This is a genomic window from Comamonas suwonensis (assembly GCF_012844455.2).
GTDB lineage: Bacteria > Pseudomonadota > Gammaproteobacteria > Burkholderiales > Burkholderiaceae_C > Comamonas > Comamonas suwonensis.
The window spans coordinates 1-24,580 of sequence record NZ_JABBCQ020000011.1 but is presented as its reverse complement, the minus strand read 5'-3'; the positions used below and the strand labels follow the sequence as shown (position 1 = coordinate 24,580).

Genomic DNA, 24,580 nt, shown 5'->3' with positions numbered 1-24,580 from the left:
TCTCGTTTCAGTCTGGTCAGTTGAGCTTGCTCACAGCCACATGCTTGATGAGCTCTGCCACAGACACATCCATCACATCGGTGAAGGGCTTGGGATACAGGCCCATGACCATCACGGCTGCAGCCAGAATGCCCAGAACCAGGAATTCACGGCAGTTGATGTCCTTGAGTTCCTTCACATGGTCATTGGCCACAGGACCCAGGTACACGCGCTTGTACATCCACAGGGTGTAGGCAGCGCCAAAGATCAGGGCTGTTGCAGCGCCCATGCCAATCCAGAAGTTGTATTGCACAGCGCCCAGAATCACCATCCACTCACCCACGAAGCCGGCCGTTGCAGGCAGACCGCAGTTGGCCATGGAGAACAGCAGTGCGAAGGCAGCAAACTTGGGCATGGTGTTGACCACACCACCATAGGCAGCAATTTCACGCGAGTGAACGCGGTCATACAGCACGCCGATACACAGGAACATGGCGCCAGACACGAAACCGTGGGCAATCATCTGCACCAGACCACCGGAGATACCGAGGTTGTTGAACATGAAAAAGCCCAGAGTCACAAAGCCCATGTGCGCTACGGAAGAATAAGCCACCAGCTTCTTCATGTCCTTTTGCACCAGAGCCACCACACCCACGTAGATCACGGCAATCAGCGACAGCGTGATCATCAGGCCCGACCACTCGTGTGCCGCATCAGGAGCAATGGGCAGCGAAAAGCGCAGGAAGCCGTAAGCACCCAGCTTCAGCATGATGGCAGCCAGCACGGCGGAGCCGCCTGTAGGCGCTTCCACGTGAACGTCTGGCAACCATGTGTGGAACGGGAACATGGGCACCTTCACCGCAAACGCGGCGAAGAAGGCAAAGAAGATCAGCGTCTGTGCGGTGCCGGACAGTGGCAGCTTGTGCCAGTCCAGGATCTCGAAGCTGCCACCCGACTGGGTGTACAGATAGATCAGCGCCACCAGCGTGAGCAGCGAGCCCATCAAGGTGTACAGGAAGAACTTGAAGGCAGCGTAGATACGGTTCGGACCACCCCAGATACCGATGATCAGATACATCGGAATCAGGGTGGCTTCGAAGAACACGTAGAAGAGCATGCCGTCCAGCGCCGAGAAGACGCCGATCATCAGACCCGACAGGATCAGGAACGCGCCCATGTACTGGTTCACGCGCTCTGTGATGTTTGCCCAGGAGGCAATCACCACAACGACGGAGATGAAAGCAGTCAGTGGAACGAACCACATGGAGATGCCATCCACGCCGAGGTGGTAGTGGATGTTGAAGCGCTCAATCCAGAGCGCGTTCTCCACAAACTGCATATTGGCAGTAGTGGTGTCAAAACCGGTAACCAAAGGAATGGTTACCGCAAAGCCGATCAGCGCGCCGATCAGGGCCAGCCAGCGCACTGCGTTGGCCTGCCCTTCCTTGCTGAAGGCCAGCAGAAGGGCGCCGAATGCAATCGGTACCCAGATAGAAAGACTCAACAAACCCATTTTTGTTCTTCCTCTACTACTTGTTGAGCCACACGAAGTACGTCATGAGGGCAACGATACCCAGCAGCATGACCAACGCGTAGTGATAGACATAGCCTGTTTGCAGACCACGCATCCACTGACCAAACTTGGCCATGAGCTTCCAGGAGCCGTTCACCATCGCGCCATCAATGATGGCCTGGTCGCCAACCTTCCAGAAGAAGCTACCGAAGGCACGGGCACCACGGGCAAAGATGTTTTCATACACCCAGTCCACGCCGTACTTGCCTTCCAGAACCTGGTACAGACCAACCTTCTTGGAAGCAGCCATGATGGCGGTGGGGATCTCAGGCTTGACCATGTAGAACACATAGGACACCACCACACCAGCCAGAGCCAGCCAGAACGGTGCAGCCGTGAAACCGTGCAGGGCCATAGGCACCCAGCCGTGAATCTTTTCGGCCAGTTCAGCCATGGCGCCGTGCTTGGAGCCCTCGACGTAGATCACGCCCTTGAAGAAGTCGCCAAACAGCATGGGCATCAGTGCAATCGCACCGATCACCACCGAAGGGATGGCCAGCAGCATCAGAGGACCGGTCACGACCAGAGGCGACTCATGCGGCTTGGCATCGTGGCCATGGCCGTGGTGGTCGTCATGTGCGTGATGGTCATCATGGTGCGCATCGGGGTTCTGGTCGTAGCGCTCTTTACCGTGGAACACGATGAAATACAGGCGGAACGAGTAGAAGGCCGTAATGAACACACCAGCCAGCACGGCGAAGTTGGCAAAGCCAGCAGCAGGCAGGGTAGAAGCGTGAACCGCTTCAATGATGGCGTCCTTAGAGTAGAAGCCCGAGAAGAACGGTGTGCCGATCAACGCGAGGTTACCCAGCAGGAAGGTGATCCAGGTGATAGGCATGTACTTGCGCACGCCACCCATCCAGCGGATGTCCTGGTTGTGGTGCATACCCATGATGACGGAACCCGCTCCGAGGAACAGCAAAGCCTTGAAGAAGGCGTGCGTCATCAGGTGGAACACGGACACAGAGTAAGCCGACACGCCCAGGGCTATGGTCATGTAACCCAGCTGAGACAGCGTGGAGTACGCAATCACGCGCTTGATGTCGTTCTGGATGATGCCCAGGATACCCATGAACAGCGCCGTGATCGAACCGATCACGAGGATGAAGTTCAGGGCCGTATCCGACAGCTCAAACAGAGGAGACATGCGGGACACCATGAAGATACCCGCCGTCACCATGGTCGCCGCGTGAATCAGCGCGGAGATAGGTGTGGGGCCTTCCATGGAGTCTGGCAGCCATGCATGCAGAGGGAACTGGGCCGACTTGCCCATTGCGCCCACAAACAGACAGATGGCCGTCACGGTCACCAGCATCCAGCCTGTACCGGGCAGCTGAGTGTTCTGAATCTCGGGCAGCTTGGCAAAGATTTCAGAGTAGTTCAGCGTACCGGTGTAGGCAGCGATCAGACCAATACCCAAGATGAAGCCAAAGTCACCCACACGGTTGACCAAGAAGGCCTTCATGTTGGCGAAAATGGCTGTGGACTTCTTGTAGTAAAAACCGATCAGCAGGTAGGACACCAGACCCACGGCTTCCCAGCCGAAGAATAGCTGCAGCAGGTTGTTGCTCATGACAAGCATCAACATGGAGAAGGTGAACAGAGAGATATAGGAGAAGAAGCGGTTGTAGCCTTCGTCTTCTTCCATGTAGCCCATGGTGTAGATGTGCACCATCAGCGACACAAAGGTCACCACGCACATCATCATGGCGGTGATGGAATCGATCAGGAAACCGATTTCCATCTTCAGGCCGCCGACAACCATCCACGTATAGATGGACTCGTTGAACGTGGCGCCGTCAAAAACGACGGCCTTGAACGTGAGTGCCGACAGAATGAAGGCGGCGAGCACGCCCAGAATCGTCAGGGAGCTGCTGCCGGTGCGACCAATCTTGTTGCCGCCGAAAGCCGTGCCCCAAATACCCGCGAGTAGGGAGCCGACCAGCGGTGCCAGAGGCACCGCAAGCAGCAGGGATGCAGAAAGGGTTTGACTCATTTCTAGAGAACCTTGCAAGTAACGGCGAACTCAACCCTTGAGGGTGTTGAGGTCTTCCGCGTTGATGCTGCTCTTGTTACGGAACAACAGCACCAAGATCGCCAGACCGATTGCCGCTTCAGCAGCGGCTACGGTCAGGATGAAAAACACGAACACCTGCCCGTGCATGTCGCCCAGATAGCTGGAAAACGCGACAAAGTTCGTGTTCACGGCCAGGAGCATCAGCTCGATGGCCATGAGCAAGACGATCAGGTTCTTGCGGTTCAGGAAGATGCCAACCACCGCGATTGCAAACAGCATTGCACCCAGCGTCAGGAAGTGGCCCAAAGTCAGCGTCATGCTTTTGTCTCCACAGCAGGCGCCGCAGCTTCGGCGTCAGGTTTTTGTGCAGGCTTGGTTGTCTCCACCCTGACCAGCTTGATACGGTCAGAAGCGCGCACACGAATTTGATCCGCTGGGTTCATTGCCTTGCTGTCCTTGCGCTTGCGCAGGGTCAGAGCAATGGCGGCAATCATGGCCACCAGCAAGATCACCGCCGCGATTTCCACGGGGTACAGGTACTCCGTGTACAGCAGCTTGCCTAGCTCATGAGTGTTCGAGTAAGGAACGATCTGACCCGCAGCGTTGACCATGGTCGCACCTGCAGCCTTCACGTCCTCCACATCACCGAAACCACCCATCAGCACCATGCCCATTTCAACGGCAATCAGCACCCCAAATGGAGCCGCATACCAGAAATGCTTCCAGAAGCCGCGGCGTATGTCGTCGATACGGATATCGAGCATCATCACCACGAACAGGAACAGCACCATCACGGCGCCCAGATAGACCAGCACCAGAGCGATGCCAAGGAATTCAGCCTTCAACAGCAGCCAGATAGCAGCTGCTTGCGAGAAAGCCAGAATCAGATTGAGCACGGCATGCACAGGGTTGCGAGCCGTGACGACCCGGAAGGCTGCAAAAAGCAGCACTGCCGAGAACAGATAGAAAAAACCAGTTTTGGCGTCCATGAATCGAATCTCTTCAAGTGATCAAGGAGCCGCTTCAGCGGTACTTGGCGTCTGCTGCCTTGTTGGCAGCAATCTCGGCTTCATAACGGTCACCCACTGCCAGGAGCATGTCCTTGGTGAAGTAGAGGTCACCGCGCTTTTCGCCGTGGTATTCGAAGATGTGCGTCTCGACGATGGAATCCACCGGGCAGCTTTCTTCGCAGAAGCCACAGAAGATGCACTTGGTCAAATCGATGTCGTAACGCGTGGTGCGGCGTGAGCCGTCGTCACGCACATCGGACTCGATAGTGATAGCCATGGCAGGGCACACGGCTTCGCAAAGCTTGCAGGCAATGCAGCGCTCTTCACCGTTGTCATAACGGCGCAGAGCGTGCAGACCACGAAAGCGTGGCGACTGAGGGGTTTTTTCCTCAGGGAACTGCACCGTAATCTTGCGACGGAAGGTGTAGCGGCCAGTAAGGGCCATGCCCTTGACCAGTTCCCAGAGCATGAAGCTCTTGAGGAAATCCTTAAAGGAGAAAGGAGTTGCAGCGACTGCAGCAGACATACGTACTCCGCTTATTTCCAGATGTTCCAAGGCGAGTACAGCCAAGCACCCACGACCACCAGCCACACGAGGGTGACGGGAATAAAGATCTTCCAGCCCAGACGCATGATCTGGTCATAACGGAAGCGAGGGAAGGTAGCGCGAATCCAGATGAAGCACGACACCACGAGGAAGGTCTTGATAGCCAGCCAGATCCAACCGGGGATGAATCCCAGGAAGTCAACCGGAGGCAACCAGCCACCCAGAAACATGATGACGGCCAAAATGGAAACCAGCCACATGCTGGCGTATTCAGCCAGGAAGAAGACTGCGAAGCCCATACCCGAGTACTCGACCATGTGACCGGCCACAATTTCCGCTTCACCTTCCACCACGTCAAACGGGTGACGGTTGGTTTCAGCAACCACCGAGATCAGGTAGACCACGAAGATTGGCAGCAAAGGCAACCAGTTCCACGACAGAACGCTCACACCCATGGATGCGAACTGCCCCTTGCCCTGGCTCATCACGATATCTGTCAGGTTCATGCTGCCGGTGACCATGATGACCACCAGGAAACAGAAGCCCAACGCGATTTCGTAGCTCACCATTTGAGCCGAAGCACGCAGCGCGCCCAGGAAGGCGTACTTGGAGTTCGAAGCCCAGCCCGCAATGATCACGCCATAGACTTCGATCGAAGTAATGGCCATCATCAGCAGCAGACCCGCATTCACGTTAGCCAGAGCCACTTCGGGAGCGAAAGGGATCACAACCCATGCAGCCAGAGCCGGCATGATGGCCATGACAGGGCCCACATAGAACAGGCCCTTGGCAGCTGCCGTAGGCTGAATCAGCTCCTTGGTCAGCAGCTTCAAGCCGTCAGCCAGAGGCTGCAGCAGACCAAATGGACCCACGCGATTAGGGCCAAAACGAATCTGCATGAAGCCCAGCAGCTTGCGCTCCCACAGTGTGAGATAAGCCACAGCGCCCATCAGCGGAGCCACGATAGCTACGATGCCCAGCAGAATCCAGATGACAGGCCAGGCCATGTCGGTCCAGAAGGGGGCTGCGGACAATCCGAGGCCCCAAGCTTTCAATGCGTCGATCATGCGGCGCCTCCCTCACGAACTTGACGGGCGTCTGCCGTCAATTGCAGCGACGTAGCGCGGCGCACAATGCTGTCGAGCTGGTAAATGCTTGCGACCACGGGAGCCGCCACATTGCCAGCCGACACTGCGCTCACTGCCTTAGCGGCATTGCTCAGCACGCTGGCAGGCACTTGCGTGGCACCAGCAGTAGCAGCGGCCAGCACGTCTTGCGACGTTTCGTAGTCCACGCTCTTCACGCCCATCAAGTTGGACAGAACGCGCAGCACCTTCCATGCGGGACGGGTTTCAGCCAGAGGCTTGACCACAGCGTGGAAGCTTTGCAGACGACCTTCGGCGTTCACAAAGCTGCCCGATGTTTCGGTGAACGGAGCAATGGGCAGCAGTACATCGCTGAATTCCATGTTCGCCTTGAACGGGCTCAGTGTCACAACCATCTGGGCCTTGTTCAGACCCGCAACGGCAGCCTTGCCAGCAGCGCTATCGAACTCGGGTTCGACGTTCAGCAAGATGGCAGCCTTGACATTGCCAGAAATCATCTGAGCAGCGTTCATGCCACCAGCAGCCGGTACAGCCTTGACCCATTGAGCGCCAACGGTGTTGGCCGCTTCAGTCAGGTAACCCACAGTCGCACCGGTTTGCTCAGCAATCCAGTTAGCCAGAGCCAGCAGCGTGGTAGCTTGAGCGTGGTGAGCTGCGGCATTACCCAGCAGCACAGCCTTTTGCTCGCCCGCCAGCAGCGCTGCAGCAATGGCCTTGGCTTCGTCATGAGCCTGACCTGCCACAGGTGCAGTCACACCCTTGGCTTCAGCCACAGCGGCAGCCACATCAGCCAGCGCCTGAGTCCAGTCACCTGCAGCGACCACCGAAGCGGCAACAGGCAGAGCCCAGTCGTACACGCGATCGTTGATGGAGAAGACCTTGCAGCCCTTCTTGGCCGCCTGACGAATGCGCTGAGCAAACAGTGGGTGATCCTTGCGCAGGTTCGAGCCTACGACCAGAGCCGACTGCAGATTGCTCAGAGTGGCAATAGGCATACCCAGCCACTGCACGCCTTGGGCGGCGGTGAACTCAGCATTGCGCAGGCGGTAGTCGATGTTCTCGCTGCCCACACCGCGCACCAGCTTGCCAGCCAGGTACAGCTCTTCCACAGTGCTGTGGGGGCTGACCAGAGCACCAATGGCGCTAGCGCCATGGTCGTTCTTGATCTGCTGCAGGCCGTTAGCCACGTATTCCAGAGCGGTCTGCCAGTCAACTTCCTTCCACACGCCGCCCTGCTTGAGCATGGGCTTGGTGAGACGTTCATCGCTGTTCAGTGCTTCGTAGGAGAAGCGGTCACGGTCGGCAATCCAGCATTCGTTGATCTCTTCGTTTTCGAAGGGTACAACGCGCATGACCTTGTGGTTCTTGACCTGAACAATCAGGTTGGAACCCGTGGAGTCGTGCGGGGCCACCGACTTGCGTCGCGACAGCTCCCAAGTACGGGCGCTGTAGCGGAAAGGCTTGCTGGTCAACGCGCCCACGGGGCAGATGTCGATCATGTTGCCCGACAGCTCGGAGTCCACTGTATCGCCCACGACTGTGGTGATTTCAGCGTGCTCGCCGCGGTTGACCATGCCCAGCTCCATGATGCCGGCCACTTCCTGGCCAAAGCGCACGCAACGGGTGCAGTGAATGCAGCGGCTCATTTCCTGCATGGAAATCAGCGGCCCCACATCCTTCACGGGCACAACACGCTTTTCTTCTTCGTAACGAGAAGAGCTGCTGCCGTAGCCCACTGCCAAGTCCTGGAGCTGGCATTCGCCGCCCTGGTCGCAGATGGGGCAATCCAGTGGGTGATTGATGAGCAAGAACTCCATCACCGACTGTTGGGCCTTGATGGCCTTTTCGCTCTTGGTGCGCACGATCATGCCTTGCGTCACTGGCGTGGCGCAGGCAGGCATGGGCTTGGGAGCCTTTTCAACATCCACAAGGCACATGCGGCAGTTAGCCGCAATGGAGAGCTTCTTGTGGTAGCAGAAGTGAGGAATATAGGTGCCGGCCTTTTCGGCTGCATGCATGACCATGCTGCCTTCCAGAACCTCTACCTTTTTTCCGTCCAGTTCAATTTCAACCATATGCTTGTCTCGCGATCAGTCCGCTTATGCGGCCTGCTTGGAAGCGTTCTGGATCTTCGCTTCAAACTCGTGGCGGAAGTGCTTGATCATGGCGCGCACCGGCATGGCTGCCGCATCGCCCAACGCACAGATTGTGCGTCCCATGATGTTTACGGATACCGAGTCCAACAGCTCGATATCTTCCGGACGGCCTTCGCCGTGCTGAATACGGTTCACCACGCGCCACAGCCAGCCTGTGCCTTCACGGCAAGGCGTGCATTGGCCGCAGGACTCGTGGGAATAGAAGTACGACAGGCGCAGCAGGCTTTCAACCATATCGCGCGAGTCATCCATCACGATCACGGCGCCCGAACCCAGCATGGAGCCGGCCTTGGAGATGGAGTCATAGTCCATCGTGCACTGCATCATGATGTCTGCAGGCAGCACAGGCGACGAGGAACCACCAGGGATCACGGCCTTGAGCTTGCGGCCGGTGCGCACACCGCCAGCCAGCTCCAGCAACTTGCTGAAAGGCGTGCCCATGGGCACTTCGTAGTTGCCGGGCAGGTTCACGTCACCGCTGACCGAATAGATCTTCGTGCCGCCGTTATTGGGCTTGCCACATTCCAGATACGCCTGGCCACCATTGCGAATAATCCATGGGACTGCCGCAAAGGTTTCGGTGTTGTTGATGGTCGTAGGTTTGCCGTACAGACCAAAGCTGGCGGGGAATGGTGGCTTGAAGCGGGGTTGACCCTTCTTGCCTTCCAGCGACTCCAGCAACGCGGTTTCTTCACCGCAGATATAAGCGCCAAAACCATGGTGAGCGTGCAGCTCGAAGCTGAAGTTGCTGCCCATGATGTTGTCACCCAAGAAGCCAGCAGCGCGGGCTTCTTCCAGTGCGGCTTCGAAGCGCTCATAGACTTCGAAGATTTCACCGTGGATGTAGTTGTAACCAATGCTGATACCCATTGCGTAGGCCGCAATGATCATGCCTTCGATCACGATATGGGGGTTATGCATGAGGATCTCGCGATCCTTGCAGGTACCCGGCTCACCCTCGTCGGAGTTGCACACCAGGTGCTTCTGACCGGGGAACTGGCGAGGCATGAAGCTCCACTTCAAACCCGTAGGGAAGCCAGCGCCGCCACGGCCGCGCAAACCGGATTCCTTGACGGTAGCAATGACCTGATCTTGCGTCAGACCTTCGCCGCCATCTTTACCCAGCAGCTTGCGCAGAGCCTGGTAACCACCACGGCTTTCATAGTCCTTGATGGACCAATTCTTGCCATTCAGATCAGCGCAGATTTGCGGGTTGATGTGACGGTTATGAAAGCAGGTTTCTTCACCAGTCGAGGCAAACTTGGCCAGAACGTTTTGTGCTGCGGAGCTCATTACTTGCCCTCCGCGGCACGCAGGCCGTCAACCAGCTCATCGAGCTTGTCATTGGTCATGAAACTGCACATGTGGCGGTCATTGACCAGCAACACGGGAGAGTCAGCGCAAGCGCCTTGGCACTCGGACTGCTGCAGTGTGAACATGCCGTCAGCAGTGGTCTCACCCATCTTGATGCCCAGCTTGCTTTCCAGGTGGTGCAAGGCCTTGTAGCCATCACGCAACTGGCATGGCAGGTTGGTACACACGTTCAACTTGTACTTGCCAACGGGGTGCTGGTTGTACATGTTGTAGAACGTAGTAACTTCGTGCACAGCAATAGCGGGCATGCCGAGATAATCGGCAATGACGGCTTCACTTTCCGCACTGACCCAGCCCTGCTCCTGCTGCACGATGCTCAGACAGGCCATGACAGCCGACTGCTTCTGTTCAGCCGGGTACTTGGCCACCTCACGCGCAAAGCGTTCTTTGGTCGCTTCGGTAATCATCGGTCAACGTCTCCAAACACGATGTCCAGGGTACTGAGCACCATCACGGCGTCAGCCAGCATGTGGCCACGGCTCATTTCATCGAGAGCAGCCATGTGCGCAAATCCTGGTGGACGAATCTTCAGGCGATAAGGCTTGTTAGCGCCATCGCTGATCAAGTAAATGCCGAACTCACCCTTGGGATGCTCGACAGAGGCATAGGCCTCGCCCTCGGGAACCTTGAAGCCTTCGGTAAAGAGCTTGAAATGGTGAATCAGCTCTTCCATATTGGACTTCATGGCTTCGCGGCTTGCGGGTGCAACCTTGTGGTTGTCCGTAATCACGGGGCCGGGATTGACACGCAGCCAGTCCACGCATTGCTTGATGATCTTGTTCGATTCGCGCATTTCAGCCATGCGAACCAGATAACGGTCATAGCAATCGCCTGTTGCACCCACGGGCACATCGAAGTCCATCTTGTCATAGACCTCGTAGGGCTGCGTCTTGCGCATATCCCAAGGCAGGCCGGAGGCGCGCAACATGGGGCCAGTCAGACCCAGATTGATAGCACGCTCCGCGGTCAACACGCCGATACCAACGTTACGCTGCTTCCAGATACGGTTATCGGTCAGCAGGGTTTCGTATTCGTCGGCGCACTTGGGGAAGCGCTGGGTAAAGGCATCGATGAAGTCCAGCAGCGAGCCCTTGCGGTCTTCGTTCATGGCTTCCATGGAGCGCACATTGCGCACCTTGCTGGCCTTGTACTGAGGCATGCTGTCCGGCAGATCGCGGTACACGCCACCAGGACGGAAGTAAGCCGCGTGCATACGTGCACCCGAAACGGCTTCATACATGTCCATCAGCGCTTCGCGTTCACGGAAGCTGTAGATCAGAATGGTGGAGCTGCCAGCATCGTTACCCGAGGACCCCAGCCACATCAGGTGATTCATGATGCGGGTGATTTCCGAGAACATCACGCGGATGTACTGGGCACGGATAGGCACTTCAATGCCCATCAGCTTTTCAATGGCCAGGCAGTAAGCATGCTCGTTGCTCATCATCGAGCAGTAATCCAGGCGGTCCATATAGGGCAGCGACTGGATATACGTCTTGCTTTCGGCCAGCTTTTCGGTCGCACGGTGGAGCAGGCCGATATGAGGGTCGGCGCGCTGCACCACCTCACCGTCGAGCTCCAGCACCAGACGCAGCACACCGTGCGCTGCCGGGTGCTGCGGACCAAAGTTCAGGGAGTAGTTCTTGATTTCAGCCATGGTCTTCCGTCAAAAGGCGCTGGCGCGCCCTTTAGTGCAGGCCTCCGCCATAGTTTTCTTCACGAATGATGCGCGGAGTGATTTCGCGCGGCTCGATCGTGACAGGCTGGTACACCACACGTTTCTGCTCGGCGTCGTAGCGCATTTCCACATAGCCGGACACAGGAAAGTCCTTGCGAAATGGGTGTCCGATGAAACCATAGTCGGTCAGGATACGACGCAGATCTTCGTGACCTTCGAACACGATACCGAACAAGTCAAACGCTTCGCGCTCGAACCAGTTGGCCGCATTCCAGATGTCGTTGATCGATGCGACAACAGGGAAGTCATCGTCGGCGCAGAACACGCGCACACGCAGACGCTGGTTCAACGTCAGAGACATCAGGTGGGACACCACGGCAAAACGCGGACCGTCCTTGCCGACTTCCGCATACGTGGAATAGTCCACACCACACAAATCCATCAACATCTCGAATTGGCAGTCAGGCGCATTGCGCAGGATCTGCATCACTTCCAGATATTTGTCAGCGGAAACTTCCACCGTCACTTCGCCATAAGCCAGAGTAATGGAGCGAACCTTGTCACCCAAAGCCGCAGTAACCACGTCCCGAAGCTTCTCGGGGTGAATTGCAATTGCAGTCATCTCAGCCCTTTAAACGCGAGCGATGGTATGAGTACGACGGATCTTCTGCTGCAGCTGGATGATGCCGTAGATCAGCGCTTCCGCTGTCGGGGGGCAACCAGGTACATAGACATCCACCGGTACGATGCGATCGCAACCGCGCACCACCGAATAGCTGTAGTGATAGTAACCACCACCATTGGCACAAGAGCCCATGGAGATGACCCAACGAGGCTCGGACATCTGGTCATATACCTTGCGCATCGCTGGGGCCATCTTGTTGCACAGCGTACCGGCAACAATCATCAGGTCCGAGTGGCGGGGGCTGGCACGGAAGACTTCGGAGCCGAAGCGACCAATGTCATAGCGCGCAGCAGCTGCATGCATCATCTCCACCGCACAACAGGCAAGGCCAAATGTCATGGGCCAGATCGACCCCGTCTTGGCCCAGTTCACCACCGTGTCATAACTGGTGGTGACGAAGCCTTCCTTCATCACGCCTTCGATCATCGTGTTTCCTCAGTGAAGCTACTCATTCCCAATCCAGGGCGCCTTTTTTCCACTCGTAAGCAAAGCCCACGACCAGAATGGCCAAGAAGATCAGAACAGCAACAAAACCCACGCCGCCAACATCTTTGAGTGCGACAGCCCAGGGCAGCAGAAATGCAATTTCCAGGTCGAACAAAATGAACAAGATGGCGACCAAGTAGTAGCGCACATCAAATTTCATTCGGGCGTCTTCAAACGCTTCGAAACCGCATTCGTAAGGGGAGTTCTTGGCATCATCCGGACGATTCGGACCCAGCACGTAGCCGAGCACCAAGGGCACGACGCCCACGGCAATACCAATGAGAATAAACAGGAGAACGGGAAGGTACTGATCGATATTCATCGAGTGGGCCTTGTTTTTTTAAAACATGCCTCACCGATCACTGCCTGATCAGCAGGGCAGGTTTTTAGTTATGTGTTGGTGCCGTCGGCGAGACTCGAACTCGCACAGCTTTCGCCACTACCCCCTCAAGATAGCGTGTCTACCAATTCCACCACGACGGCATCGTCTCAAAGTCTGGCAACCACAGGAACCTTCGTTGCAAAGATTCTGATCCCCAGACAATCCCTAGATTCTAGCTTGAAAAACCCCGCATTCCGGAGTTCTTCAAGCTTTTATTAATTTATTTCGTAGGAATCTGCGCTGCGCCTTCAGCACCGGCTGCAGGCGTTGCTGAGGGCACAGACACATCAGCACCAGTTGCAGGAGCCGACGAAGCGGGGGCGGGAGCGGTCACAGGAGCGCCTTCCAGCACGCTGCCGGAGCTAGCGGGGCGGATGTTGCTCATATAGGCCAGAGCCAGAGTCGCCACGAAAAACACGGTGGCCAGAGCCGCTGTGGAGCGTGACAGGAAGTTGGCACTGCCGGATGCACCAAACAGGCTACCCGATGAGCCGCTACCAAAGGAAGCCCCCATATCGGCCCCCTTGCCGTGCTGCATAAGGATCAGGCCGATCATGCCCAGAGCGGCCAGCATCTGGACCGCGAGAATGACGCTGGAAAAGACGTTCATATCAAAACCTAGTTATCTGAATCATTGCACGCCACACCGGCGGTATGGCGCTAACGAAGAAACGAATTATTGCGCTGCCGCAATGATGGCGAGGAAATCAGGGGCCTTTAGCGCAGCTCCGCCGATCAAACCACCATCGATATCGGCTTGTGCCAGCAATTGCTCGGCATTTGCCGCATTCATGCTGCCACCGTAGAGCAAGGGAACCCGAGCCGCCTTGTCGCTAGCCGCCGCCAGCTGCGCACGCAGCACGGCATGCACTTGCTGAGCCTGCTCAGGCGATGCCGTCTTGCCGGTGCCAATCGCCCAGACAGGCTCATAGGCCACCACCAGCTCGCTCACGCATTGACCCACTTGATGAATCACGGCTGCCAGCTGACGCTTGACCACGGTTTCGGTCTGACCGGTTTCGCGTTCAGCCAGAGTTTCACCCACGCAAACGATGGGAGTGATTCCCTTGGACAAAGCAGCTTGCGCCTTTGCAGCCACGATGACATCGGTTTCGCCATGGTACTGGCGACGCTCGGAGTGTCCGACCAGCGCATAGCGCACGCCGAACTCTTTGAGCATGGTGGCTGAAATCTCGCCGGTAAAGGCGCCCTGCTCGTGCTGAGAGACATCCTGCGCTCCCACTCCGATAGCAGAACCCGCAAGTTCCGCCTGAACTTGAGCGAGATATAACGCAGGTGCAGCCACGGCAGCACCGGCCTTGTTATCGGCGGGCAAGCCCTGCTTGATGGCCTGCAGCAAAGCAGCATTGGCAGCCAGGCTGCCGTTCATCTTCCAGTTGCCAACAATGAGTTTTTGCTTCATGTTTCCCAAGTCAAAACGATTTTTCCGGTGTGCTGGCTGGACTCCATCAGCGCATGAGCCTGCGCCGCGTCAGCAGCATCGAATTCACGATAAATGGCTGGGCGCACCTTGCCGGACTCCAGCAGGGGCCAGACATTGCGCTTGAGCGCCTCGGCAATTGCCGCCTTAAAGGCCACAGACCGAGCACGCAGCGTTGAGCCAGTAATAGTCAGCCGCTTGCGCAGCACCAGACCTGCATCCAGCTCGGCCTTGACGCCACCTTGCACCGCAATGATGACCAGTCGCCCGTCAGGCGCCAGGCATTGCACTTCACGCGCTACGTAGCTGCCGGCAACCATGTCCAGAATGACATTGACACCCTCACCTGCCGTAATGCGCTGCACTTCAGCCGCAAAATCCTGCGTCTTGTAGTTGATGGCGTGATCCGCCCCGAGCTGGAGGCAGTCATCACATTTGGCATCGCTGCCAGCCGTGACAATCACTTGCGCACCTCTGGCCTTGGCCAGTTGAATCGCCGTGACACCAATACCGCTGCTGCCGCCCTGCACCAGCAAGGTTTCACCGGGCTGCAAAGCCCCCCGGTCAAACACATTGCTCCAGACCGTAAAAAAGGTCTCGGGCAAGGCTGCCGCCTGTACATCACTGAGGCCTGTCGGCACTGGCAGGCATTGGGCCAGTGGTGCAACGCAAAACTGCGCATAACCACCACCCGCCACCAGCGCGCAGACGCGATTGCCGAGCTTGAAGCCCGCTTTCGCCATGGCCGGCTCATCGCCCGCAACGATCACCCCTGCCACCTCCAGCCCCGGAAGATCCGAAGCCCCCGGAGGCGGCGCGTAATGACCTTTGCGCTGCAGCACATCGGGGCGATTGATACCGCTCGCGGCAACGCGAATCAGTACTTCACCCTCGCCCACCACAGGCATGGGACGCACACCCATGCGCAGCACGTCGGGCGTGCCATAGCTGGTGATTTCCACCGCTCGCATTGTGTTCATTTCCATATTCAGGCTTTGCTTTTCAATGAAATCAAGCGCTAGCTCTTATTAGATAAGCGCCAACAGCTATCAAATCAGGATTAATTCGCCATCAACAAAACAGGAGCCCATCTCGCGATGGACTCCTGCTCAGCAATTACTGCTGCTGTTGCTGCTGGTCGTCGCCGAAAGCACGATTTTCACGTGGCTCACGGTTGTCGCGGGAATCGCGGTTCTGACGAGGAGCACGGTCGCGGTACTCGCGCTGTTCGCGGGGTTCACGCTCGGGCATACCAGCAGGACGCTCAATCAGAGCCTTCATGGACAGCTTGACCCGGCCCTTGTCATCGGTTTCCAAAACCTTAACCTTGACCACTTGGCCTTCTTGCAGGTAGTCCGTCACCTTCTCCACGCGCTCGTGGGCGATCTGGCTGATGTGCAGCAGGCCATCCTTGCCGGGCAGCAGGTTGATCAGGGCACCGAATTCCAGAAGCTTGACGATCGGGCCTTCGTAGATCTTGCCGATTTCGACTTCAGCGGTGATCTGCTCAATGCGCAGCTTGGCAGCTTCAGCCTTGGCACCGTCAGTCGCAGCGATGGTGATGGTGCCGTCTTCCGAGATGTTGATCTGGGTACCGGTTTCTTCAGTCAGCGCACGAATGGTAGCGCCGCCCTTGCCAATCACGTCACGGATCTTCTCGGGGTTGATCTTCATGGTGAACAGCTTGGGAGCAAAGTCCGACACTTCGGTCTTGGCTTCGCCCATGGCTTCTTGCATCTTGCCCAGAATGTGCATGCGCGCTTCCTTGGCTTGCGCCAGTGCCACTTGCATGATTTCCTTGGTAATGCCCTGGATCTTGATGTCCATCTGCAGCGCAGTAATACCGTTGGTGGTACCGGCCACCTTGAAGTCCATGTCACCCAGGTGATCTTCGTCGCCCAGGATGTCGGTCAGCACGGCAAACTTGTTGTCTTCCTTGATCAGACCCATGGCAATACCTGCCACATGTGCCTTCATGGGAACGCCAGCGTCCATCATGGACAGGCAGCCGCCGCAGACCGAAGCCATGGACGAAGAGCCGTTGGACTCGGTGATTTCCGACACCACGCGAATGGTGTAGGGGAACTCTTCCTTGGAAGGCAGGCAAGCGGCCAGAGCACGCTTGGCCAGACGGCCGTGGCCGATTTCGCGGCGCTTGGTCGAACCCATGCGACCCACTTCGCCAGTGGCAAAGGGAGGCATGTTGTAGTGGAACAGGAAGGTGTCTTCGAATTCGCCAGCCAGCGCATCAATGCGCTGTGCATCACGCTCGGTGCCCAGAGTGGAAATCACCAGAGCCTGAGTTTCACCACGGGTGAACAGGGCCGAGCCGTGGGTGCGGGGCAGCACGGAGTTGCGAATTTCGATAGGACGCACGGTGCGGGTGTCGCGGCCGTCGATGCGGGGCTCACCAGCCAGGATCTGCGAACGCACGATGCCGGCTTCGATGTCGAACAGCATGCTTTCGACCTTGACGCCGTCAAACGCCACGCCTTGCTCGGTCAGGCCAGCCTTGACGTCGGCATAAGCCAGACGGCAAGCGTGCGTACGCACTTGCTTGTTGCGTTCTTGGTAAGCAGCGCGCAGCTTGGCTTCACCCAGCTCAGCCACCTTGGCGATCAGGGCTTCGTCCTTGGCAGGCGCAGTCCAGTCCCAAGCGGGCTTGCCACCTTCACGCACCAAGTCGTGAATGGCGTTGATGGCGATCTGGCTTTGCTCGTGGCCATAGACCACGGCGCCCAGCATCACTTCTTCAGGCAACTGCAGGGCTTCGGATTCGACCATCAACACGGCAGATTCCGTACCAGCAACAACCAGATCCATCTGCGAATCCTTGCGCTGGGTCTGACCGGGGTTCAGCACGTATTCGCCGTTGATGTAACCCACGCGGGCGGCACCGATGGGGCCATTGAAAGGCAGGCCCGACACCGACAGCGCGGCGGACACGGCAATCATGGCGGCAATGTCAGCATCGACTTCAGGGTTCAACGAAATGGTGTGGATGACCACGTGCACGTCGTTGTAGAAGCCTTCGGGGAACAGAGGGCGAATAGGACGGTCGATCAGACGCGAGGTCAGAGTCTCCAGCTCCGAAGGCTTGGCTTCGCGCTTGAAGAAGCTGCCGGGGATCTTGCCGGCAGCGTATGTCTTCTCAATGTAGTCAACGGTCAGAGGGAAAAAGTCCTGACCCGACTTGGCAATCTTGGAACCCACGACAGTGGCCAGAACTACGGTGTCGTCGATGTTGACCAGCACGGCGCCGGAAGCTTGACGGGCGATTTCGCCGGTTTCCATGGTGACCGTGTGCTGGCCCCACTGGAAAGTCTTGGTGACTTTATTGAACATGGTCATAGTGACTCCTTTATGTATAGCTGGATGCATACATCCCGCTTAAATTTGGAGTGCAAACAGAACACGATGCCATTCCAGCACTGCGCTAGGCGCTATCAATAATGCAGCATTTAATGCAGTACTGGAATGACACAGCTTCGCTCTGTTTTGCGAACTCCGAAGTAAAAAACGCCTGAGCTAGGAATCTAACTCAGGCGTTTCGATCATTTACCGTGCTTACTTACGCAGGCCCAGCTTGGCGATCAGAGCTGTGTAACGCTCAGCGTCCTTGGACTTCAGGTAGTCCAGCAGCTTACGACGACGGCTCACCATGCGCAGCAGACCGCGACGACCGTGGTGGTCCTTGGCGTTTGCCTTGAAGTGAGGAGTCAGTTCGTTGATGCGAGCGGTCAGCAGAGCCACTTGCACTTCGGGGCTACCAGTGTCGTTTTCGGAACGAGCGTTAGCCTTGACAACTTCGGCCTTGATAGAGGCAGCGATCATTTTGTTTTCCTTAGGATTTGGCACTCAGCAAGGAGCACCTTGGTTACTTGCGCCAGGGCTGGAAAGGCCTCAGCGTGCGTTCTGCACCATGCAAAACCAATCGATTATATCAATAGCCTTTTACCCATCTCAAGCACCTACCCACACTGCGGCATCTGGAACAGCGAGATCAAGCCAACCCCTGACAAATCGTGCGCTACACAAGTCGCACAATGCAAGCGCTTTAAACCCGAGAGGAAGATGTCATGCAACTGCCACATTCAAAGCTCTCTCTTGCCGCAGCCACTGCTTTCTTGCTGACGGTGGGGCTTGCGCTGCAAGCGCCCTATTCGCACGCGTCGAGCAAGTCCAAAACTGAAAAGCGTCAAAGCAGCCGCGTCAAAATTGAGAACATCCGTAGTGGATCACAAGAAACAACCGCTGAACGCGATCGCAGGTTATACCGCGAGTGCCAAGGCAGGCCCAATGCGGGAGCTTGTGCGGGATACACAAGACGCTAACTATTTGAAACTATGGGGGTGATGGCTAGAAATTCCAGCCAGACGGCGGGTTTTCCAGCGATCAACGGTACACCTTTCATCAAGGGGTCTGATTAGCATACTTACATGCTACTTACCAGACCTGAGCCTCAACGACGCCACACGCGCCTCAAGCGCCGCCATCCCAAAGGTTTCACCTTGATTGAAGTCTTGGTGGCCATTGTCGTTTTTTCGTTCGGACTTCTTGGAATGGTAGGAATGCAGGCTTTTGCTTTGCAAGCCAATCGAGAGGCGCGCCTTCAAAGTCAAGCAACCTCGCTTGCAAGAGAGCTGGCCGAGATGATGCGCGGCAATCTGCAGATAGCAGCCAAAACCACCTCCGCAGAAAATCCTTATTTAGGCACCTTCAGCGCCAGTAATCTGACCCTGAGCAGCCCTTCATATTGCTTGAATGTTAGCAATGCCAGTACCGGCTGCACATCCACAGCACAAGTCGCATCTGCACAAATGTCGGACTGGCTAGCGAGAGTTGACACAACGCTCCCAGGTGCACGTGTTTCCGTCTGCCTGGATGGATCACCCTTCACCAGTGACGGCCTCGCACAGTGGACATGTTCAGCAGCGGGCGCTGACGAGATCATTTACATCAAGATCGGTTGGACGCAAGTGAGCACCAACAAAACACTCACGGGCGCCAATGCGTTTGAACAAACAACAGACAGCACTTCGCGCCCCGGATTAACGTTCCCGGTTACAAGCGGAAACAGCACCAGTGGAAGCACACCGTAAAGAAAATGCCTTTTAAAAATTCTCCGCACATCCGAAGGCTGCAATCTGGATTGACCTTGGTCGAGCTCATGGTCGCAATGGTTTTAGCCTTATTAATCACCATGGCCGCAGCGGGTGCACTGGTGCTTGCAAGACAAGGATTTAACAATGTCGATGCCGCCGCTCAATTACGCGATAACGGCCGCTTTATTCAAGACATGCTTCAGCGCATTGGGGTTCAAACAGGCTACAAAAGCCTTCAATATGCAGCCACAAAAAGGGCGGTTAGTACCGATGGAATTTCGGACACTCCCGCACCTAATGTATTCGGATTAAACAATGCATCCCGAACCACCACCAACACATGGGATCAAGGCACAACGCGCTCTTCAGGTTCAGTCGGTTATGGTAGCGATATTTTGGTTCTACGTTATCAAGCCAGCGCATCAACGGTTAACTCTACAGCTTCTGATGGCACGATTATTGACTGCATGGGCATAAGTCCTTCCGTAATTCCTAGTGCGCGCGATGATCGCATTGTCAGTATTCTTCATATCGGAGCAAGTGCCAACGGCGAGCCATCTTTAATGTGCTCTAGATCAAGTACGGGAATGGCACCTTATGACTCGCAACCAATTATTCAAGGCGTTGAGAATCTACAATTTCTCTATGGAGTTGATGGCATCGGCCCAGCAAATACAGTCGTTCCAATACCTACAAACACAGCTGATTCTGTGCCGGAACGCTATCTGCGCGCGGACCAATTAACGGTGACGGGAAATGATTCCGCCACTAATGCCAATTGGCAAAGAGTTAGAAGCATACGTGTGGGATTGGTTCTGCGAGGAGCAACTGGCAGCGCACTCGACAGAAGCAGCCAGACGTTCTACCCTCTGGGATCCAGCAAAGCCTCATCAACAGGAGCCGAAGGCAGCGCATTTGCCAGCAGTGCCGATCCCGGCACCACATTCACCCCCACGGCAGATGGTCGACTTCGTCAAGTTGTTACCTTTACGATCCACTTGCGAAATTATCAAGAGGACCTCTGAGCATGTCTTTACTATTCAATCAGATCCATCTAAAGAAAAATAATTACCAACGTGGTGTTTCCCTGATTGTCGTATTGCTAATATTAGTAATAGTTTCAATCCTGGGTGTTAGCGGCGTTCAAATATCGATGATGGCCGAAAAGAGTTCACGAAATGATCGAGATTATCAAATTGCTTGGCAAGCTAGCGAGGCTGCTCTTGTTGACGCTGAGTTCGACATTGAGGGACTTCCCGCCGGAGCAACCAACAAAAGAAATTCCATATTCAAATTAGGCCAAACCGATATTTCTAAATTCATCACCGGTTGCGGAGCAAGCTCCCCCTCAACGGGCTTATGCTCATTGAATGAAACCGGAAAACCTGCATGGCTCGCTGTGGATTTCACCAACAGCGGAAATAATGCGAACACCATTGCATTCGGCACTTTTACGGGCCGCACCTTTCCTGCCGGTGGTGCTGGAATTCAACCATCAAAACCACCTCGATACGTTATAGAGGCCATACCCGATCCGGAAAATTCACGAACCACCAAACCCACCGATATTAAATATATTTATCGCGTAACAGCCATGGGTTTTGGCCCTAACCCAGAAACACAAACCGTGGTGCAAATGCTGTACCGCAATTGAGATTAATATGCAGTTACGCAAATCCTCAAATACTGGTCACCAGCAACCCGCTGAAGAAAAAAACTGGAAGCCCTTACTCCCGAGCTCTCCTCGCTCCTGGCTAGCGTGGGGAATATTACCCATCGCAGCGATCACATCTTTAGTTGCTTATGGCACAGGAACTCCACCCAGCATCCCTGCCATTAATTTAGCCACTGAGCCTTTGTACGCAGCAGTTACTGTGGACAAACCAACAATGGCGCTCGCATTATCTGTTGAATATCCTACAGTAGGAGCACAATATGTTCCACGCAACTCCAGTGATGCAGTGAACACATACAGCAACACAGATGAATATCTGGGATATTATGATGCAGAAAGCTGTTACACCTATAACGATTCCCCCACAGAAACTGTAGTTTCACCAAAAACGCTAACTGATTACAAACGATTTGACAGATCGGGGCCTGCGACATCTCGACAATGCACCAACGCCTTCAGTGGAAATTTTTTAAATTGGTCTACCAGCTCTGCCATTGACATGCTTCGCTTGGCATTATCTGGCGGAGACAGATATATAGACACGCCCAACCTGACAATTTTGCAGCGAGCAGCTCTCCCAAACGGCGATCCTGTTTGCATGTGGAATAGTGGAAATTTTCCGTCAAAGCAACTATCACGAAACGGCGGAGATTTCTTGGGCGCTGTCCCCACGGCCATGAGAACAGCTGCTGGCAGCAACAACATTTTTGTTGCCAATACGCTTAATCGTATTTACTTCGGTACGGCATCAGGCGGCAGCTGCACAAACACCAGCTCCTACACACTCAGCTCTGCAGGCTCACAATTAGGACCTAGAGAGAACTCATCCGCGACTCTTCCCTCCGATGCCATCCTCTGTGCTGCAGATGGCTCCACAAGCCAATGCAGCTTTACGGGTGTACAGGAAGTTTGGTTTGGCACAAGGACAAATGGTAGAAATTACTGGAACAAAGGCCCAGCTTTTAACGGGGCCCTGTGCTCTTACACGAACTTGGGCGACCCATTATCTGGGGCATCTAAAAGCTGCTACGTGCGCCCATACACCGGTTCTTGGACGCCGACTGCCACCACCGCTTTAAACAGCGATGGTTTTTTCTATTCGAGAGTGCAAGTCTGTAATTCGAGCAATGGCTCACTCCAAGACTCCAGAGATTACAAACTGTGCCAACAATACCCAAATGGAAATTACAAGCCAACCGGTGTTATTCAGAAGTATAGCGATCAATTACGGCTGTCTGCATTTGGTTATTTGATGGATCAAACTGCTAGTTATGACAACAACAATACAGGTCGCTATGGTGGTGTTTTGCGTGCCCCAATGAAGTATGTAGGCAACAAGACATACAATGAAAATGGGCAAGACAACACCCCTGCTGGCGGCAACAGCAAAGCAGAATGGAACTCCAATACCGGCGTATTTATTGAAAACCCCGAAAATCACGCCATGCAAACCAGCGGCGTGATCAACTATCTCAATAAATTTGGGCGTACAGGCCCCACACCAGGCAAATACAAAAAATATGACCCTGTGGGTGAGCTTTATTATCAAAGCTTAAGGTATTTACAAGGGCTCGGCCCCACTGCCGATGCAATTAACAACATTGATGACACCATGCGTGATGGCTTCCCTGTTTATACCACTTGGGATGAAGATCCATATGGAGGAACTCGAAGTGATTCCTCTGATTATTCCTGCCTTAAAAGTAATATTGTCGTAATCGGCGATGTCAACACCCATGATGGAAATTGGCGGAATATTCCGACGACAGACAATAAAGCCAGCAACGTTCCTAACTTTAGAACATGGCACAGCCTTGTTCAAAACTTCGAAAAGAATAGTGCGACCAACTATGTAGACGGCCAAGGGGCGGCAAGAACGAGTGGAAACCCCAACGGCACCAACAATAGTGTTCCGTCATCGTCTCAGACGAGCCAAATCATGGGCTACGCATATTGGGCCCACACCCATGATATTCGCGGCAATGATTGGACACAGAATGTCGGAACTAAAAAACGACCGGGATTGCGCGTTAAAACCCATGTTTTTGACGTCAATGAAAATGGCACGATGAACAATGAAACTACTCGTCGAAATGCCAACCAGTTTTTCATGGCTGCAAAGTACGGAGGCTTTGAAAGCGATCCTTCCAATCAAGGTTCACGCCCCTACAATACCTGGGGAAATCCATTTAAGAAGCAGGATGCTACCAATGATAATAATGTTTGGCAAAAATCTGCAACCCCTGGCGAAGCCTCCAGCTATTACCTACAAAGTAATGCTCGCGCGGTATTAAATGCATTTGACGAAATTTTCAGCCGCGCTTCAACGTCTGCACGAAGCATTGCAGGAGTCGCCACACCTTCCAGCGTGGTTTCAAGTGCCAATGGAGCCATCACCTATTCCGCCAAATTTGACACTAGCAACTGGAGCGGAGATGTGGTTGCAGAGCCTGTGACCGTGGACACCAATAATCAAGTATCAATTTCTAGCCCCTTGTGGAGTGCATCAAATCAATTGGGAGCAATGACTTCACCGGCGACTAATCGCAATATTGTGGTTGGAGCAGGTGGCGGAAATACCAACCCCACAGCGAACAACTTCACCTGGGATACGATCAGCGCGCAGTTGCGAACTGACTTAGGAAAACTCACAACCACCTCCACTGGGGATGGCCGCGGGCAGGAGCGTTTGAATTTCATCAGAGGAGATCGCTCACTTGAAGGCAATCCATTTCGAGTCAGAAGTACTTTGCTGGGTGATATTGTCAACTCCAATGTGGTGTATTCAGGCGCTCCCTCAGCCGCATACAGCGGTGTAGGTTATGCAGCATTTCGCACTGCATATAACGCACGCACGCCGAGTGTTTTTGCTGGTGCCAACGATGGCATGCTTCATGCGTTCAATGCCAATAATGGAAATGAGCTATTCGGATATATTCCAAGCTGGCTTGGCCCCAAACTGGCTGCTCTGACAAGCCCAAGCTATGTCAACAACCATCAGAACTACGTTGATGCACCTCTCGCTATCAGCGAAGCGCAAGTTGCCAACAATGATGTGGCCGCTGACTGGAAGACAGTACTCGTGGGCGGCACAGGAGGCGGCGGGTCGGGCGTGTTTGCCCTAGACGTTACATCCCCCGGCAGCTTTACAGCATCGAATGTCATGTGGGAATTCACACGCGCCGACGATGCGGACCTCGGACAAGTAATTGGTCAGCCTCAGATACTGAAATTCAAGACCAGTGGCACTGCATCACCTGCAACTTATCGATGGTTTGCTGTCGTGGGTAGCGGCATCAACAATTACAGTCCTGAATCTACCAACGGCCCATTCAGCACGTCTGGAGATTCAGCTATTTTTCTATT

Annotated in this window: 23 protein-coding genes and 1 tRNA gene; 5 read left to right on the top strand and 19 right to left on the bottom strand. The window is 55.1% G+C overall.

From position 1 onward, the window contains the following. Positions 1-16 precede the first annotated feature (16 nt). From HF327_RS13425 to rpsO, 19 genes are all read right to left on the bottom strand, one after another. On the bottom strand, positions 17-1,492 hold the full coding sequence (locus HF327_RS13425) for an NADH-quinone oxidoreductase subunit M (RefSeq protein ID WP_099738150.1): 1,476 nt from the start codon (positions 1,490-1,492) through the stop codon (positions 17-19). A gap of 16 nt (positions 1,493-1,508) precedes the next feature. Next, entirely contained in the window at positions 1,509-3,548 is a 2,040-nt protein-coding gene (gene nuoL / locus HF327_RS13420) for an NADH-quinone oxidoreductase subunit L (protein ID WP_198460645.1), read from the bottom strand. Between the two features lie 30 nt (positions 3,549-3,578). After that, a complete protein-coding gene (gene nuoK / locus HF327_RS13415) occupies positions 3,579-3,887 on the bottom strand; it encodes an NADH-quinone oxidoreductase subunit NuoK (protein ID WP_198460644.1) in 309 nt (102 codons plus the stop codon). After that, a complete protein-coding gene (locus HF327_RS13410; protein WP_198460643.1) occupies positions 3,884-4,558 on the bottom strand; it encodes an NADH-quinone oxidoreductase subunit J in 675 nt (224 codons plus the stop codon). The genes nuoK and HF327_RS13410 overlap by 4 nt, the downstream gene beginning before the upstream one ends. Positions 4,559-4,592: 34 nt before the next feature. After that, on the bottom strand, positions 4,593-5,105 hold the full coding sequence (nuoI, locus tag HF327_RS13405; RefSeq protein WP_099738153.1) for an NADH-quinone oxidoreductase subunit NuoI: 513 nt from the start codon (positions 5,103-5,105) through the stop codon (positions 4,593-4,595). An 11-nt stretch (positions 5,106-5,116) separates the two neighbouring features. Next, positions 5,117-6,193, bottom strand: a complete 1,077-nt coding sequence (gene nuoH / locus HF327_RS13400) for an NADH-quinone oxidoreductase subunit NuoH (protein ID WP_099738154.1) — start codon at positions 6,191-6,193, stop codon at positions 5,117-5,119. Next, on the bottom strand, positions 6,190-8,307 hold the full coding sequence (nuoG, locus tag HF327_RS13395) for an NADH-quinone oxidoreductase subunit NuoG (protein ID WP_198460642.1): 2,118 nt from the start codon (positions 8,305-8,307) through the stop codon (positions 6,190-6,192). Before nuoG ends, nuoH begins: the two co-directional genes overlap by 4 nt. Positions 8,308-8,331: 24 nt before the next feature. After that, the gene (gene nuoF, locus HF327_RS13390; RefSeq protein ID WP_198460641.1) at positions 8,332-9,681 is read right to left on the bottom strand and encodes an NADH-quinone oxidoreductase subunit NuoF; all 1,350 of its coding nucleotides are present in this window, start codon (positions 9,679-9,681) and stop codon (positions 8,332-8,334) included. Next, complete coding sequence (gene nuoE / locus HF327_RS13385) at positions 9,681-10,169, bottom strand: NADH-quinone oxidoreductase subunit NuoE (protein WP_198460640.1); 489 nt, start codon at positions 10,167-10,169, stop codon at positions 9,681-9,683. The genes nuoF and nuoE overlap by 1 nt, the downstream gene beginning before the upstream one ends. After that, positions 10,166-11,419 (bottom strand): NADH-quinone oxidoreductase subunit D, encoded by a 1,254-nt coding sequence (locus tag HF327_RS13380; RefSeq protein ID WP_099738158.1) that lies wholly within the window; start codon positions 11,417-11,419, stop codon positions 10,166-10,168. Before HF327_RS13380 ends, nuoE begins: the two co-directional genes overlap by 4 nt. A gap of 31 nt (positions 11,420-11,450) precedes the next feature. Then, positions 11,451-12,062, bottom strand: coding sequence for an NADH-quinone oxidoreductase subunit C (locus HF327_RS13375; RefSeq protein WP_198460639.1), 612 nt, complete (start codon positions 12,060-12,062; stop codon positions 11,451-11,453). A gap of 9 nt (positions 12,063-12,071) precedes the next feature. Continuing rightward, positions 12,072-12,551 (bottom strand): NuoB/complex I 20 kDa subunit family protein, encoded by a 480-nt coding sequence (locus HF327_RS13370; protein WP_003057832.1) that lies wholly within the window; start codon positions 12,549-12,551, stop codon positions 12,072-12,074. Between the two features lie 22 nt (positions 12,552-12,573). After that, a complete protein-coding gene (locus HF327_RS13365; RefSeq protein ID WP_099738160.1) occupies positions 12,574-12,933 on the bottom strand; it encodes an NADH-quinone oxidoreductase subunit A in 360 nt (119 codons plus the stop codon). Between the two features lie 76 nt (positions 12,934-13,009). Then, positions 13,010-13,094 (bottom strand) — tRNA-Leu (locus HF327_RS13360). Between the two features lie 119 nt (positions 13,095-13,213). Beyond that, positions 13,214-13,603, bottom strand: coding sequence for a preprotein translocase subunit SecG (gene secG, locus HF327_RS13355; RefSeq protein ID WP_198460638.1), 390 nt, complete (start codon positions 13,601-13,603; stop codon positions 13,214-13,216). A gap of 66 nt (positions 13,604-13,669) precedes the next feature. Next, positions 13,670-14,416, bottom strand: coding sequence for a triose-phosphate isomerase (gene tpiA / locus HF327_RS13350; protein ID WP_198460637.1), 747 nt, complete (start codon positions 14,414-14,416; stop codon positions 13,670-13,672). Beyond that, entirely contained in the window at positions 14,413-15,420 is a 1,008-nt protein-coding gene (locus tag HF327_RS13345) for an NAD(P)H-quinone oxidoreductase (protein ID WP_236024189.1), read from the bottom strand. Before HF327_RS13345 ends, tpiA begins: the two co-directional genes overlap by 4 nt. Positions 15,421-15,550: 130 nt before the next feature. Next, complete coding sequence (pnp, locus tag HF327_RS13340; protein ID WP_198460636.1) at positions 15,551-17,785, bottom strand: polyribonucleotide nucleotidyltransferase; 2,235 nt, start codon at positions 17,783-17,785, stop codon at positions 15,551-15,553. A gap of 216 nt (positions 17,786-18,001) precedes the next feature. Continuing rightward, positions 18,002-18,268, bottom strand: coding sequence for a 30S ribosomal protein S15 (rpsO, locus tag HF327_RS13335; RefSeq protein ID WP_099738165.1), 267 nt, complete (start codon positions 18,266-18,268; stop codon positions 18,002-18,004). A gap of 245 nt (positions 18,269-18,513) precedes the next feature. Here rpsO and HF327_RS22420 point away from each other — a divergent pair, with 245 nt between their 5' ends. The 5 genes from HF327_RS22420 to HF327_RS13315 form a co-directional block, all read left to right on the top strand. Further along, complete coding sequence (locus HF327_RS22420; protein WP_407927042.1) at positions 18,514-18,768, top strand: hypothetical protein; 255 nt, start codon at positions 18,514-18,516, stop codon at positions 18,766-18,768. Between the two features lie 105 nt (positions 18,769-18,873). Beyond that, positions 18,874-19,536 (top strand): type IV pilus modification protein PilV, encoded by a 663-nt coding sequence (gene pilV / locus HF327_RS13330; RefSeq protein ID WP_198460635.1) that lies wholly within the window; start codon positions 18,874-18,876, stop codon positions 19,534-19,536. A gap of 5 nt (positions 19,537-19,541) precedes the next feature. Next, on the top strand, positions 19,542-20,564 hold the full coding sequence (locus HF327_RS13325) for a PilW family protein (RefSeq protein ID WP_198460634.1): 1,023 nt from the start codon (positions 19,542-19,544) through the stop codon (positions 20,562-20,564). A gap of 2 nt (positions 20,565-20,566) precedes the next feature. Next, positions 20,567-21,193: a pilus assembly PilX family protein gene (locus HF327_RS13320; RefSeq protein ID WP_198460633.1), complete on the top strand. Its 627-nt coding sequence runs from the start codon at positions 20,567-20,569 to the stop codon at positions 21,191-21,193. A 7-nt stretch (positions 21,194-21,200) separates the two neighbouring features. Further along, on the top strand, positions 21,201-24,580 hold a 3,380-nt coding region (locus tag HF327_RS13315; RefSeq protein WP_198460632.1), incomplete at its 3' end, for a pilus assembly protein.

Excerpts from the sequence above, each read along its gene's own strand:
- HF327_RS13425 (WP_099738150.1), bottom strand. The coding sequence starts at position 1,492 with ATGGGTTTGTTGAGTCTTTCTATCTGGGTACCGATTGCATTCGGCGCC.
- nuoL (WP_198460645.1), bottom strand. The coding sequence starts at position 3,548 with ATGAGTCAAACCCTTTCTGCATCCCTGCTGCTTGCGGTGCCTCTGGCA.
- nuoK (WP_198460644.1), bottom strand. The coding sequence starts at position 3,887 with ATGACGCTGACTTTGGGCCACTTCCTGACGCTGGGTGCAATGCTGTTT.
- HF327_RS13410 (WP_198460643.1), bottom strand. The coding sequence starts at position 4,558 with ATGGACGCCAAAACTGGTTTTTTCTATCTGTTCTCGGCAGTGCTGCTT.
- nuoI (WP_099738153.1), bottom strand. The coding sequence starts at position 5,105 with ATGTCTGCTGCAGTCGCTGCAACTCCTTTCTCCTTTAAGGATTTCCTC.
- nuoH (WP_099738154.1), bottom strand. The coding sequence starts at position 6,193 with ATGATCGACGCATTGAAAGCTTGGGGCCTCGGATTGTCCGCAGCCCCC.
- nuoG (WP_198460642.1), bottom strand. The coding sequence starts at position 8,307 with ATGGTTGAAATTGAACTGGACGGAAAAAAGGTAGAGGTTCTGGAAGGC.
- nuoF (WP_198460641.1), bottom strand. The coding sequence starts at position 9,681 with ATGAGCTCCGCAGCACAAAACGTTCTGGCCAAGTTTGCCTCGACTGGT.
- nuoE (WP_198460640.1), bottom strand. The coding sequence starts at position 10,169 with ATGATTACCGAAGCGACCAAAGAACGCTTTGCGCGTGAGGTGGCCAAG.
- HF327_RS13380 (WP_099738158.1), bottom strand. The coding sequence starts at position 11,419 with ATGGCTGAAATCAAGAACTACTCCCTGAACTTTGGTCCGCAGCACCCG.
- HF327_RS13375 (WP_198460639.1), bottom strand. The coding sequence starts at position 12,062 with ATGACTGCAATTGCAATTCACCCCGAGAAGCTTCGGGACGTGGTTACT.
- HF327_RS13370 (WP_003057832.1), bottom strand. The coding sequence starts at position 12,551 with ATGATCGAAGGCGTGATGAAGGAAGGCTTCGTCACCACCAGTTATGAC.
- HF327_RS13365 (WP_099738160.1), bottom strand. The coding sequence starts at position 12,933 with ATGAATATCGATCAGTACCTTCCCGTTCTCCTGTTTATTCTCATTGGT.
- secG (WP_198460638.1), bottom strand. The coding sequence starts at position 13,603 with ATGAACGTCTTTTCCAGCGTCATTCTCGCGGTCCAGATGCTGGCCGCT.
- tpiA (WP_198460637.1), bottom strand. The coding sequence starts at position 14,416 with ATGAAGCAAAAACTCATTGTTGGCAACTGGAAGATGAACGGCAGCCTG.
- HF327_RS13345 (WP_236024189.1), bottom strand. The coding sequence starts at position 15,420 with ATGGAAATGAACACAATGCGAGCGGTGGAAATCACCAGCTATGGCACG.
- pnp (WP_198460636.1), bottom strand. The coding sequence starts at position 17,785 with ATGACCATGTTCAATAAAGTCACCAAGACTTTCCAGTGGGGCCAGCAC.
- rpsO (WP_099738165.1), bottom strand. The coding sequence starts at position 18,268 with ATGATCGCTGCCTCTATCAAGGCCGAAGTTGTCAAGGCTAACGCTCGT.
- HF327_RS22420 (WP_407927042.1), top strand. The coding sequence starts at position 18,514 with ATGCAACTGCCACATTCAAAGCTCTCTCTTGCCGCAGCCACTGCTTTC.
- pilV (WP_198460635.1), top strand. The coding sequence starts at position 18,874 with ATGCTACTTACCAGACCTGAGCCTCAACGACGCCACACGCGCCTCAAG.
- HF327_RS13325 (WP_198460634.1), top strand. The coding sequence starts at position 19,542 with ATGCCTTTTAAAAATTCTCCGCACATCCGAAGGCTGCAATCTGGATTG.
- HF327_RS13320 (WP_198460633.1), top strand. The coding sequence starts at position 20,567 with ATGTCTTTACTATTCAATCAGATCCATCTAAAGAAAAATAATTACCAA.